The sequence below is a fragment of the Oricola sp. genome (assembly GCF_965230365.1).
In the GTDB taxonomy this organism is placed as follows: domain Bacteria; phylum Pseudomonadota; class Alphaproteobacteria; order Rhizobiales; family Rhizobiaceae; genus Oricola.
The window spans coordinates 2,196,111-2,209,141 of the sequence record NZ_OZ246003.1 but is presented as its reverse complement, the minus strand read 5'-3'; the positions used below and the strand labels follow the sequence as shown (position 1 = coordinate 2,209,141).

At 62.9% G+C, this 13,031-nt stretch carries 12 protein-coding genes; all 12 read right to left on the bottom strand.

All coding sequences use genetic code 11. The features are described 5' to 3' along the window. Nucleotides 1–18: 18 nt before the first annotated feature. Nucleotides 19–1,410, bottom strand: a complete 1,392-nt coding sequence (locus ACO06R_RS10560) for a peptidoglycan DD-metalloendopeptidase family protein (RefSeq protein WP_421849142.1) — start codon at nt 1,408–1,410, stop codon at nt 19–21. 93 nt (nt 1,411–1,503) lie between these two features. Then, nucleotides 1,504–2,181 carry a protein-L-isoaspartate(D-aspartate) O-methyltransferase gene (locus ACO06R_RS10555; protein WP_421849139.1) on the bottom strand — a complete coding sequence of 226 codons (678 nt, stop codon included), beginning with the start codon at nt 2,179–2,181 and terminating at the stop codon, nt 1,504–1,506. Next, entirely contained in the window at nt 2,178–2,936 is a 759-nt protein-coding gene (gene surE, locus ACO06R_RS10550) for a 5'/3'-nucleotidase SurE (protein ID WP_421849136.1), read from the bottom strand. The genes ACO06R_RS10555 and surE overlap by 4 nt, the downstream gene beginning before the upstream one ends. A gap of 25 nt (nt 2,937–2,961) precedes the next feature. After that, nucleotides 2,962–4,245 (bottom strand): serine--tRNA ligase, encoded by a 1,284-nt coding sequence (serS, locus tag ACO06R_RS10545; RefSeq protein ID WP_421849133.1) that lies wholly within the window; start codon nt 4,243–4,245, stop codon nt 2,962–2,964. A 92-nt stretch (nt 4,246–4,337) separates the two neighbouring features. Beyond that, nucleotides 4,338–5,135 carry a twin-arginine translocase subunit TatC gene (gene tatC / locus ACO06R_RS10540; protein ID WP_421859339.1) on the bottom strand — a complete coding sequence of 266 codons (798 nt, stop codon included), beginning with the start codon at nt 5,133–5,135 and terminating at the stop codon, nt 4,338–4,340. Nucleotides 5,136–5,158: 23 nt separating this feature from the next. Next, entirely contained in the window at nt 5,159–5,875 is a 717-nt protein-coding gene (gene tatB, locus ACO06R_RS10535) for a Sec-independent protein translocase protein TatB (RefSeq protein WP_421849130.1), read from the bottom strand. 64 nt (nt 5,876–5,939) lie between these two features. Continuing rightward, nucleotides 5,940–6,164, bottom strand: a complete 225-nt coding sequence (locus tag ACO06R_RS10530; RefSeq protein WP_421849127.1) for a twin-arginine translocase TatA/TatE family subunit — start codon at nt 6,162–6,164, stop codon at nt 5,940–5,942. A 37-nt stretch (nt 6,165–6,201) separates the two neighbouring features. After that, nucleotides 6,202–7,314 (bottom strand): ABC transporter ATP-binding protein, encoded by a 1,113-nt coding sequence (locus ACO06R_RS10525; RefSeq protein ID WP_421849124.1) that lies wholly within the window; start codon nt 7,312–7,314, stop codon nt 6,202–6,204. Nucleotides 7,315–7,373: 59 nt separating this feature from the next. Next, a complete protein-coding gene (scpB, locus tag ACO06R_RS10520; RefSeq protein ID WP_421849122.1) occupies nt 7,374–8,156 on the bottom strand; it encodes an SMC-Scp complex subunit ScpB in 783 nt (260 codons plus the stop codon). After that, nucleotides 8,153–8,983, bottom strand: coding sequence for a segregation and condensation protein A (locus ACO06R_RS10515; RefSeq protein WP_421849119.1), 831 nt, complete (start codon nt 8,981–8,983; stop codon nt 8,153–8,155). The genes scpB and ACO06R_RS10515 overlap by 4 nt, the downstream gene beginning before the upstream one ends. 76 nt (nt 8,984–9,059) lie before the next feature. Further along, nucleotides 9,060–10,094: a beta-N-acetylhexosaminidase gene (nagZ, locus tag ACO06R_RS10510; protein ID WP_421849116.1), complete on the bottom strand. Its 1,035-nt coding sequence runs from the start codon at nt 10,092–10,094 to the stop codon at nt 9,060–9,062. A gap of 78 nt (nt 10,095–10,172) precedes the next feature. Continuing rightward, a complete protein-coding gene (locus tag ACO06R_RS10505) occupies nt 10,173–13,013 on the bottom strand; it encodes an SPOR domain-containing protein (RefSeq protein WP_421849112.1) in 2,841 nt (946 codons plus the stop codon). Between the last annotated feature and the right edge of the window lie 18 nt (nt 13,014–13,031).

The window sequence follows — 13,031 nt, the reverse complement described above, 5'->3', positions numbered from 1 at the left end:
GCCGGACCGCAGCATCACCTACTGGAGGTAGGTAACAGGATTGACCGGCTTGGAATCCTTGCGGACTTCGAAGTGCAACTGCGGCTGCTTGGCCGAACCGCTCATGCCCGAGGCGGCGATCGTCTGACCGCGCTTGACGGTATCGCCGCGCTGAACATTCAAGTCCGATGCGTGGCCATAGACCGTGACAACGCCGTCGCCGTGGCGGATCAAGATCGTCTTGCCGAGTTCCTTCAGGCCGTCGCCGGCATAGATCACGACACCCTTGTCAGCCGCCTTCACCGCAGTGCCCTTGGGGACGGAGATGTCGATGCCGTCATTCGGCTTTCCGCTGGATTTCGACTGGAACGCGCTAATGACCCGGCCGTTGACCGGCCAGCGCATCGTTGCGGAGCCGGCGGCATCAGGCGCTCGCGCAGTCTTCTTTTCCGCCGGTGGCGCGGCGGCCTGTGGTGTTTTGGCGGTCGGAGCCGGCGGCGTGTACCCCTTGACCTCGTTCGTGGTCGGGCGGCGCTTGATGCCGCCGGTTATAACCGGATCGATCTTCTTGATGCGTGCGACTTTCTCCGTGCCCTCGGCCGAAAGCCCCGGAATGACCAGCCGCTGGCCGATGCGGATCGTGTCGCTCGACAGTCCGTTGGTCAGCTTGATCGCCGACACGCTTGCCCCGGTGCGCCGGGAAATCGATGAAAGCGTATCGCCTGCAGAAACCGTGTAGCGGCCGCCATCGGCGATCACGGCATCGCGTTTCGGCGCGCTGAGCTGGGGGGTTACCGGCGGTTGCAACGGCTGCGTCGCGGCAGAGGCGAGCCGTTCGCGCGAAAATACGGGAATCCGGATCGACTGGCCGGCGCGAACCGAGCCGGCACTGCGGATGCCATTGACATTCAGGATCGCGCTTTCCGGCACGCCGTAGCGCTTGGAAAGGGTCGCGATGGTCTCGCCGTCGCGCAGGATAACCGTCCTGGCGCCCTCGGCTGTCCAGCCGCCGCGTGTCATGACGGGCGGCGCAACCGGCGCCCGCGTCACCGAGGACGTGTTGATCGGATCGGTCGGTGTAATCGGCGCCACCCTCGCCGGCAGCGGCGCAGGCGAAGCCATCGCGCCGACGCCGGCTGTCGGTTGTGGCGTGGCGATCTGGGTCGGCTGCCGGGGCCCCGACACCATCGCGCCATTCGCCGGCGGAACCGAGCCGGTCGTAGCCGGATCGATGTTTGAGCCGTAGGCAGGCTGCTGATAAGGAGCGCCCTGCGCGACCGTCGTCGGGCTTTGCGGTACGGCCGACGTATAAAAGTCGTCCGAAAACCGCATCACGTCGGAACTGCAGCCGGCAGCAACAGCGCCAATCGCCAAGACCGCTGCCGTTCGCGCAAGACGCAGGAGATTTGCATTCGTGAAATTGGTACGCATCACGTCACATCCATCCTGTTCGGATTCGTGATGATTAAACCGCGTTAGTATTACTGCGTGGTTAAGAGAGGCTTTCGGCGTCCAGGGAAAGCTTCATAAAATGCGCGGTATGCCCGCTTTTATGAGTTGAAAGCGGACGGTGCCGATGTCTTCACGCTCGAAGCGGCTTCCAGTCTTGGTCAGCCGGACGAGGACCTGAGGCTCGTCGGCCTCGCCGATGGCGCAGATCATGCTGCCGCCGGACACCAGTTGTTCGACGAAATGGCGCGGCAGCGACGGAAATGCGTTCCAGCTGACAATCCTGTCGAATGGACCGTCCTGCGAACCGGACGAACCATCGGCATGCAACGAGATTACATTGGTTACCCCGAGATGACGTATGCGCTGGGCCGCCGCCTGGTGCAGTGTCCGGTAGCGCTCAAGCGTGTAGACGCGCTTTGCCAGCCGCGACAGCACGCAGGCGGTAAACCCGGTGCCCGTACCGATTTCCAGGACACGGGAGACCCCGTCCGCATGCAACGCGTGGATGATGCGAGCCTGCAGATCCAACCCTTCGAGTGTCTCGCCGCAGGCAATCGGTATGGTGCGCGGAGCCATCGCGAGATGGTGATACTCCGCATCCATGAACTGCCTGCGCGGCACGGATTCGATCACGCTCATCAGCGTCATGTCTTCAATGCCTGCCGCGCGCGCGCGCAGCATGAAGGCCGCGAACCCTTCGCGATCCGTGCTCGAGACAATCGCCGATGCCGGACCGGGCCCCGCGTTCATCCAAGCACCTCCCTGACCCGCTCGACCGTTTCGTATGCTGTGTAATCGAGCTTCAAGGGTGTGACCGAGATCGTGCCGCTTTCAAGCGCGGCGACGTCGCTGTCGGCGACCGCATCGACCGGCGAGCGCCCGAAACGGATCCAGAAATAGGGAAAGCCTCTTCCATCAGCCCTTTCCTCCACCGACAAACCATGCAGCAACTTGCCCTGGTGTGTCACCTGTGTACCTCTGACCTCGCCGACCCCGCAATTCGGGAAGTTCACGTTCAAAAACGTGCCCGGATCCAATTCGAGCGTAACAAGTTTGCGCAGTATGTCCGGCGCATGGGTCTCGACCACCTCCCAGGGCACAAGCCGTCCGGTGTCGCGATACGAGTAGGCCTGCGACAGGGCGATCGACCTGATGCCGAGCAGCGTCCCTTCCATCGCACCGGCGACCGTTCCGGAATAGGTGACGTCATCGGCGATGTTCGCGCCCGAATTGACACCGGACAACACAAGGTCCGGGCGCTCGGGCATCACATGGGTCACCGCCATGATCACACAGTCGGTCGGCGTACCGCGCAACGCGTACTTGCGGTCGGAGACTTTGCGCAGTCGTAGAGGATCGTTGATCGTCAGCGAGTGCGCGAGACCGCTCTGGTCGGTCTCCGGCGCGACGACCCACACTTCGTCGGACAGTTCGGCTGCGATACGTTCGAGGACCGCCAACCCCTCGGCGTGAATTCCGTCGTCATTGGTAATCAGTATGCGCATTTGCGCTCCTTGTCGGTCTTGCGGATCAGCCGATCGTCTCGGCCCCGCCGAGATACGGCTTCAGGACTTCGGGAACGCGAATCGTTCCGTCCGCATTCTGATAGTTCTCCATGACGGCAATAAGCGCGCGCCCGACGGCAACGCCGGAACCGTTGAGCGTATGGACGAAACGGGTCTCCTTTTCGCCCTCCGCCCGATAGCGCGCGTTCATCCTGCGCGCCTGGAAGTCGCCGCACACCGAACAAGAAGAGATCTCGCGATAGGCGCCCTGGCCCGGAAGCCAGACCTCGATATCGTAGGTCTTGCGCGCGCCGAATCCCATGTCGCCCGTGCACAATACCACGGTGCGGAAATGTAACCCGAGCTCCACCAGGATGGTCTCCGCGCACTTCGTCATCCGCTCGTGCTCGTCTATGCTGGTCTCCGCGTCGGTGATCGAGACCAGTTCGACCTTGTAGAACTGGTGCTGGCGCAGATAGCCGCGCGTATCGCGCCCGGCAGACCCGGCCTCCGAGCGGAAGCAGGGCGTCAGCGCCGTATAGCGGCGCGGTAGCGTCGAACCGTCCAGAATGTCGTCACGCACAAGATTGGTCAGCGAAACCTCGGCCGTCGGAATCAGGCCCAGGCGGTTGTTTCCGTGCTGCGCGAAGAACAGGTCCTCCTCGAATTTCGGCAACTGGCCGGTACCAAACAGCGCGTCGTCACGCACCAAGAGCGGCGGATTGACCTCTGTGTAATCGTGTTCCTGCGTGTGCTTGTCGAGCATGAACTGGGCCAGCGCCCGCTCCAGGCGCGCCAGTCCGCCCGACAGGATCGCGAACCGCGACCCCGACAGTTTGGCCGCGGTCTCGAAGTCCATCTGGCCGAGCGCTTCGCCCAGCTCGAAATGCTCCTTGGGCTCGAAATCGAAGCTTGGCTTCTGGCCGCTCAGGCGTACTTCCACATTGTCGCCTTCGTCGGCGCCTTGCGGAACATCGTCGAGCGGCAGGTTGGGCAGCCGCGCCAACGCATCGTTGAGCTTGCCGGTCAGTGCGCGCTCGGTGTCTTCGCCAGACTGGATGAACGATTTGATCTCGGCGACCTCGGCTTTCAGCGCCTCGGCGCGATCCGTGTCCTTGGCGGCCATGGCGGCGCCGATTTCCTTGGAAGCGGTGTTGCGCCGGGTCTGGGCGTCCTGCAGCTTTGCGATATGGGCGCGGCGCGCCTCATCGAGTTCGATCAGCTGCGCGCTTTCCGGTTCGGCACCCCGTTTGCGCAGCGCGTCGTCCAGCTTGTCGGCGTTTTCCCGAATCCAACGGATATCGAGCATGGCTCAAGTCCTTGCTTTAGAAGAATCTCTGATTGTCGGGTGAATCGCGCGATTGGTCGCGATGGTCAAGGGCAGCGCGCGCCGCGCCGCCATCAGGATCGATCGGTTTCTTCGGCCGCGGCCTGTTCGCGCTCCTTGCGCTGGCGCTCGACATGGCGCGCCGCAAAGATCGAAACTTCGTAGAGAAGGATAGTCGGCACGGCCAGACCGATCTGCGTCAGCGGATCGGGCGGCGTGAGGATGGCAGCAGCGACAAACGCGATCACGACTGCGTATTTGCGCTTGTCCGCCAGGCCCTCGGTCGTGACAAGGCCAGCGCGCGCCAGAAGCGTGATGGCGACCGGAAGCTGGAACACGATGCCGAATGCGAAGATCAGCGTCATGATCAGACCCAGATACTCCGACACCTTGGGCAGGTGCTGGATCGACGCGATGCCGTCGCCGCCCGTCTGTTCCATCGACAGGAAGAACCACATCGCCATCGGGATGATCATGAAATAGACCAGCGCAGCCCCGATCAGGAAGAGCACCGGGGTCGCGACCAGGTAAGGCAGGAACGCACCGCGCTCGTTGCGGTAAAGACCGGGCGCGACGAACATGTAGAGCTGCGCGGCGATCACCGGAAATGCAAGCACAAGGCCGCCGAAGGCACCGATCTTGATCCGCGTGAAGAAAAACTCCTGCGGCGCGGTGTAGATAAAGCGCACGTCGTCGCGCGCCAGATCGAGCCAGTCGACCGCCCACTGGAACGGAACCACAAGCAGGTTGAAGATCTGCGTCGACAACGAGTAGCAGATCACGAACGCGATGAAGAACGCGCCGATCGACCACATCAGCCGCGACCGCAGTTCGATGAGATGCGACATCAGCGGCGCCGCTGTCGCCTCCATTTCCTCTTCTTCGGCGCGCGTGCTCACGATTTCTCTCCGGCGACGTTTGCGGCCTTGCTGTCAGCGGCCGGAGCTTTCCTGGCCGCTGCGGACTTGGCGGACGCCGTTTTGCGCGCTGCCGGCTTCTTGGCCGCCGTTTCACTTCCGCCGGCCGGCTTCTTGGCGCTGCCGCGCGAAGCCGTCGACTTTGTGGCAGTGGCCTTTGTAGCCGCCGCCTTGGCGGTCGACGTCCTGGCGGTGGACCTCTTGGACGATGTTGCCTTGGTCGCCGCCGATTTCGCCGACGTGGTTCCTGTCGTTGAAGACTTGACCGCCGTTTTGCTCTTGGTTGCCGAACTTGCCTTGGCTTTCGCAGGCGCCGCTTCCACCTTCTCCGGTTTTGCCTCGCCGGCTTCGGCGGTCTTGTCGGCAACCTTGGCCGAACTGTCGATATCGCTGGCGGCCTTCTTCAGGTCGTCATTGATATCTTTGCCGGCCTTGGCCAGCGGATCGAGCGCGCTTTTCAGTTCGTTGCGCGGGTCGAGGCCCTTCATCTCATTGGCTAGATCGCGGACATCATCGAGTTCGGCCTCCTTCAAGGCCTCATCGAACTGTTTGCGGAAGTCGCCGGCCATCCGGCGCATACTGTTCGTCGTCTTGCCGAAGGTGCGCAGCATCTTGGGCAAATCCTTCGGCCCAACGATGACCACCAGCACGATGGCGATCATCAGCAGTTCTGTCCAGCCAAAATCCGGCAGCATCTCGGGTGTCCGTCAGTCCTGTATCCGGCCCGGCAGATGACCGGACCATGGAGACGCCAAAGGGTTAGCTCTTTTCCTTGGCAGCCTTGGCATCGACGGCTTCTTCCGCCTTGTGCTCGACCGTCTTGGCGTCGTCCTTGGCCTCATCGGCCTCGTCGCTCATGCCCTTTCGGAAATTGCGAATGCCCTTTGCCATATCGCCCATCAGCTCCGGAATCCGACCGCGTCCGAACAGCAGCAGAACGATGACGAGCACGATGACCCACTGCCACCAGCCTGTAATACCCATTTCAAGTGTCTCCTAGCACCAGCATTGTTCCGGACACTTAGGCGTTTTCCGGATCAGTTTCAAACCGCATTATGTCTGATTGACGGACATTTATCGTAACATCGCTAATGGCCGGCGGCAGTTCGTCGGCGCGGATGCGTGCGCGCACCGGCTGCTCGGAGCCCGGAACGGCCAAAACCAGGTCTTCCGACGAGCCGAGAAAGCGCCGGCTGATGATCCGCCCGGGCACATGCCCCGGCCCCGCGTCACTGCCATTGGGGGTCACATCCAGGCCGATCGTGCGGACCGCGATGTCGACGGATTGTCCGTCGCGATGATCCGGGCAGGCGACCGCGCCAAGCGGCGTTTCCGCCTGACCGTTGTGGCAGGCGGCGCGAAACACGTTCAGCTCGGAGAAGAAGCCTGCAACGAACAGGTTCTTCGGCGCGTGATAGATTTCATCTGCGCTGCCCGCCTGAACAATCTCGCCACGATCGAGCAGCGCGATCCGGTCACCCATGCGCATTGCTTCTTCCGCATCATGGGTCACGACGATCGCGGTGGCACGTGTTTCGCGCAGGATCGCCAGCGTCTCGGCGCGCACACTGTCCTTCAGGCGCGTGTCCAGCCCCGAAAACGGCTCGTCCATCAGGATGACCGACGGGCGCGGCGCAAGCGCCCGCGCCAGCGCGACCCGCTGCTGTTCGCCACCCGACAGCACATGCGGATAGTCCCGGGCATGATGTTCAAGGCCGACGCGCCGTATCGCCCCCAGCGCTTCCCGCGTGGCGTCGGCCGGCCCCATCCCGCGCAGTCCGAACCGCACATTGTCTATGATCGTCATGTGCGGAAACAGCGCGAAGTCTTGGAACATCAGCCCGATGGAACGATCTTCCGGCGGCACGAAGACACTCGGCCCGGCGACTTCACGTCCGTTGATCAGCACCCGGCCTGTGGATTGCTGCTCAAGCCCTGCGGCCAGCCGCAGCAACGACGTCTTCCCCGAACCGGACGGACCGAGCAGACACAGGATTTCGCCGGGCTTTGCGGTCAGAGAAATCCCGTTCAGGGTGTGCACCTTTCCGTAATGCAGGTGAACATCCTCGAATGCCAATTCTGCCGCAAAGCTGACGCCGGTACGCTGATATATCGAGTTTGGCGCCTGTGCCATGCCTGCCGTACTGAGAAATCGAGACCTGCCCGCACCGGCATGGCGCGAGCGTTCCCGTCTCAATCATCGCCACCCTTGGGTGTCAACAGACCAAGCTCTTCCAAATCGATGTCGGTGAACGCCTCTTCTTCCTCGGTCAGCTCGTCAGGCTCGACCGCCGGAAGCGGCATTTCGAAGTTTGTCGGCATGCGCGCCGACAACAGGCCAGCCCCCTTCAGTTCCTCCATGCCGGGCAGATCGCGGATCTCGCTCAAGCCGAAATGGTCGAGGAAATCGACAGTCGTTCCGTAGGTCACGGGCCTGCCGGGCGTCTTGCGGCGGCCACGCATCTTGATCCAGCCGGTCTCCAGCAACACGTCGATGGTTCCTTTCGACGTCTCGACGCCGCGGATGTCTTCCATTTCAGCGCGCGTCACCGGCTGGTGATAGGCGATGATCGCCAGCACCTCGAGCGCCGCACGCGACAACTTGCGTTGCTGCACTTCCTCGCGCTGCATCAGGAAACCAAGATCGCCCGCCGTCCTGAACACCCAAGCATTGTCGACCCGTAGCAGGTTGACGCCGCGTTTCTCGTAGAACTCCTGCAGTTCAGTCATCAGCGCGCGAATGTCCACGCCGTCCGGCAACCGGTCGGCAAGCGACTTCTCGGTCACCGGCTCGGCCGAAGCGAAAACGAGCGCTTCGGCCATGCGCAGGGCTTCGGCCTCGACGAGGCGGCGCGCCGGGTTCTCGCTTTCGAGCGCGACGATATTGTCCGTTTCCACTGGCGTTTCCTCAAAAAAGGGCTCGCTTTCGGCGCCGGCGGCGCGGGCTTCGCCGGTGTCTTCGATCGTGTCCGTCATCCTGCTGTCCCCGCACCTTGTGCGTCGCGCATGTAGAGCGTCCCGAATGGCGCATCCTGCCGGATCTCCACCGTCCGTTCGCGTACCAGTTCCAGGCTCGCGGCAAAGGCACTCGCGATGGCGGTGCGGCGCATCTGCGGGCTTGGCGCATAGGCAACGATATAGCTGTCGAGCGCCACCCAATCGTCCATGTCGCCGATCAGCCGTTTCAATATGTCGCGGGCTTCGCCGAGCGACCAGACGACCCGTTTGGCGATTTCCACATGGGTGACGGCCTCGCGTTGGCGCAATTGCGAGTAAGCCGTCAGCAGATCGAACAACGAGGCTTCAAAGTCGCTCTTCTTCTCGACGATCACCGCTTCGGGTTGACCGCGCGCAAACACATCGCGTCCAAGCCGGTTGCGATTGATCAGCCGGGCCGCGGCATCGCGCATCGCTTCCAGCCGCTTCAGCCGGAACTGCAGCAATGCGGCCATTTCCTCGCCCGACTGCTCTCCCTCCAACTTCGGCTCCGGGATCAGCAGCTTGGATTTCAGGAAGGCCAGCCAGGCCGCCATGACCAGGTAGTCGGCCGCCAGCTCAAGCCGAAGCGCGCGCGCTTCGTCGACAAAGGCGAGATACTGCCGCGCCAGTTCAAGCACCGAGATCTGTGTGAGGTCGACCTTCTGGTTACGAGCAAGATGCAACAGCAGGTCGAGCGGTCCTTCGAAACCGGACACGTCCACGACAAGCGCCGGCTCCGACTCGTTCCCGCTCGGTGCATTGTCCTGCCACACGGCTTCGAGCGGCGCGACCTTTCCGTCGGATTGCGCGCGCTTTCCCGCCATGTCGTTCGCCGTTGCCAACCGCCCGGTTCCCTCTCTGGCCGCTCATCGGCCGTCAAAGCAGCAGCGGTTCGTCGATTCAGGCGACCGCCGCCAGTAACTCGTTCAACTCGTCTCGTTTCGCGGCAATGAAAACCGCATCTTCGAGACGGTCGTCATGCTCGCCAAGACGCTGGAGCGCCTTTTGGGCGCGTGAGGCGGCCAGTCCGTCCAGAACTGGCGTTCCGGAGGCAACGGCCTGCATCTCTTCCATGTCCCCGTTGCAATGTAGGACAAGATCGCAACCCGCACCAAAGACGGATTCAGTGCGCGATGCGAAATCCCCAGAAAGTGCCCGCATGGATACGTCGTCGCTCATCAACAGGCCATCGAAACCGATCTCGCCGCGAATGATTTCGTCGATCACCTTCGGCGATGTCGTTGCCGGTCGATCCGGATCGATCTTGGAATAGATCACATGCGCGGTCATCGCCATCGGCATTGAATTGAGCGCCCGAAACGGTGCGAAATCGCATTCGCGCAATGCGTCGAGCGGTGCATCGACCACTGGCAACTCCAGGTGGCTGTCTGCGCCGGCGCGGCCATGCCCCGGAATGTGCTTGATAACCGGCAATACGCCGCCGTCCAGCAAACCAATGGCTGCCTGCATGCCGAGCGCGGCGACCACGCCGGGATCGCTCGAATAGGCGCGGTCGCCGATGACATCATGCGCGCCGTTAACGGGCACGTCGAGAACCGGCAGACAGTCGGCATTGACGCCGAGCGGCAACAGGTCGGCGGCGTGCAACCGTGAAAGACTGCGCGCGGCACGAAGACCAGCCTCGGCATCGCGCCGATACACATCGCCAATGGCAGCGCCGGGCGGATAGCGGCTGGCAATAGGCTCCCTGATGCGCTGGACCCGGCCGCCTTCCTGGTCGATGAACACGGGTGCGTCGGCGCGCCCGGCGATCTCGCGGAAGTCCGCGGTCAATGCCTTGATCTGGTCTGTCGTGCCGATATTGCGGGCGAACAGGATAAGGCCCCAAGGGCGTTCGCGCCTGACGAATGCAACTTCGGCATCTGTCAGGGACAGGCCGGAACAGCCGACAATCATCGCCTTTGATTCGCTCATGGTGCAGCATATCGCGTTTGACTGGGAACGAAAAAGGCGGCCGCAGGCCGCCGATTTGGTTGAGTTCGCGCCAGCGGCTCAGCGGGCGACGAAACAGCTTCCGCCGGCCTGCTTGTAGCGCTCGCAAAGCGCGACGGCATCGTCCCGACCCGATGTCGCAACACGCACGCGGTGGAATGTTCCACGCCCCTCGATATCGGCTTGCTGAATCGTGATGGACCGGCCGCCGATCAGCTCCGAATAGCGCTGCGAAAGGTTGGCGGCAGTAGACCTCGCCAAATCTTCGTTGGGCAGCGACGCGATCTGCACCGTGTAGTCGCTGGTCGCGCTGGGTGCCGGTTGCGGCGCCGAAGCGGTTTGCGCCGGAACGGTGGAAGTGGTCTGCCCTGACGGACGGTCGGGAATAGCGCTCGGCGGCTGAATGCGCGGGCGGGCGGCCTGTGGCTGTTCCTGCACAGTCGGCTGGGTCGAAGCGGTCTGCGTTTCCGTCGAAGCCGTGCGAACCGGCCCAACCGCCTGCCTGGTTCCGGGTGTCGGCGTTTCCGCTGCGATCGAAAGGCGTTCGGCGGCGACGCGCAACGCATCAAGGCGGGATTCGGCTGTCGGCGCGACCTCCGGCTGCGGGTCGGCTGCCGGCGGCACGACAATCGCGACCTCGCGCGGCTGTTCGGCCGGCGTAGCCGTTCCGGCATCCGACGCCACCGGACGAGCCGTTTGCCCGGCATCGTTGCCGGCAGTCTCGGAGACGGGTGACTCGAGCGGCTGGCGCACAACCGCCACCGGCTGCTGTTCGACCGGCTGAGCAACGAATGTGCCGTCCGGCTTCACGATCACGGTACGGACTCGGCGCGGCGCCAGGATCGGAGATGAACCGTTCGGCGCCTGGGCGGCGGGATCGACATCGTCCTGTGGCGCCAGCCGATCCTCGGCCTTCGTCGCTTCCGCAACACCCGAAGGCAACAGGGTCTCGCCTGCTGCAAGATCCACCGGCTCCTCGGATGTCGAAACCAGCTTTTCCTGGGTTGGTACGCGGGTGCTGCCGCCATCGGCTTCGTTGTAGACGGCGCGATCCTGATTGGGCACGCTCTGCCCGCCCGGATCCTCGGGTTCGATCTTGATCGGCTGCTGGTCGGCCTTGATCAGGACCGGCGCCGCATTGTCGCCGCCGTCCGACATGAAGCTGAACGCGCCGATCGCGCCGATAACCGCGATACCGCCGATCACCGCCGCGATCATCAGCCCGCGTCGCGATCCTCCGCTCTGCTGCGCCTCCGCTTCGCCGGTCTGCTCGTATTCGTCGAAGCCCTCGGGCACCGCCGCCACTTCGGATGTCAGGTCATGCTCGACAAATTCAAGATCGCGCGCCAGATCGCTTTCGAGATCGTCTATGTCGACGCCATCGGTGTCTTGCACAGCCTCGAAGTCAGCGTGGTCGGCGCCCTGAACCGGCTCCTCCGGATCGTCTTCGGTCCAGGCGTCATCGTCGAATTGCCCGATCCCGGCAATCGCCGCGTCGATCTCGCGCTCGAGGTTCAAGTCCTCGGGCGGGATTTCGGCTGCGGCCGGCAACTCGGGCAGATCGAGCGGCTGCATCTGTTCGATGTCGCCCGCCGGCAATTCTGCGGTGTCGAGCACCGGCACCTCGGCATCGGGGATCTGTTCGGGTTGATCGAATGTTGAAGCCAGCGCCTCTATCAGTTCTTCTTCCTGATCGGCCCAACCGAAGTCATCGACCAGGTTCGGCACGGCCACTTCGCGCCGCGCCGCGATCACCTGCTTCTCGAACGTGCTGATTTCCGCATGGGGATTGGCATCCGCTTCCGGCTCATCGTCTTCGATATCGCTTTCCTCGATCGAGATCGACATGTCGTTGAACAGCGCACTCTCGAACTGGTCGAGTATTGCGGCGTCCGACATCATTTGCGGGTCGATCTCGGCAGCCATATCCGGGCTTTCACCGGCCACGGCGTACTCGTCGGGTATCCAGTGTCCTTCCGCACGGGCCACACTGGATTGCGCGAAACCCTCGGGTTCGTTGACCGGCTCCACTGGCGTTTCCTCAACGACAGCCTGTTCGTCTTCTCCCGACCACTGTTCGGCGAACTGGGTTTTTTCGCCGATGCCTCCAAGCATCTGGAGAAGCTCCTGTTCCAGAAACGCTGCGCCGCCTTGCTGAGCCGGCTGCACTTGCGGCGCCAACTCGTCTTGCACGGGCGGCTCGATCTCTTGAGGTTCTTCAGGCGCTTCGGCGACTGCTTCGGCGACGGGTTCCTCGGGTGCCGCCACATCGTCTGCTTCGTATTCGGCCGCCGGTTCGCTGTCTTCTACGACCTCGTCTTCCTCGATCCCGTACTCTTCGATCGCGGTCTCGACCGCCTCGATCAGGTCGGCATCCAGCTCGAATTCCATTTCCGGTTCGATATCCGGCACCGCCTCTGCCGCATCATCTTGCAACATGTCTTGCGGTGTCTCTTCGGCAGCCTCCTCGAGCGGCGTATCCTCGACAACGTATTCAACCGCCTCGATTTCATCGGCCGATTCGATCGGCTCGGCCTCTGCCGGCATTTCAGCCGCCTCAAGCTCCGGCTCGATCATCGGTTCCGGGACAGTCTCGACAGTTTCATCGACAATTGCATCGTCGAGAACGACATCGTCCGCGGCCTCATGCACAAGCGCGACCGGCGCAGGGGCCGGTTCGGATTGCGGCTCGGTCACCGCATTGGCGGCAGGTTCACGATTGTCGTAGCGGATCAGGTCGCCTTCAAGCTGCGAGGCAAGCGCATCCTCCAGCTCTGCCTCGACTTCCTGCTTGGCATCGGCTTGCGGATCGAATCCTATGATTTGCGACAGCTCGAAGAGAGGATCGTCGCGCGCTATGTCTTTATCGGATTCTCTGTCGGCGCCCACTTTGCGTGTCATTGCGTCCGCCATCTTAAT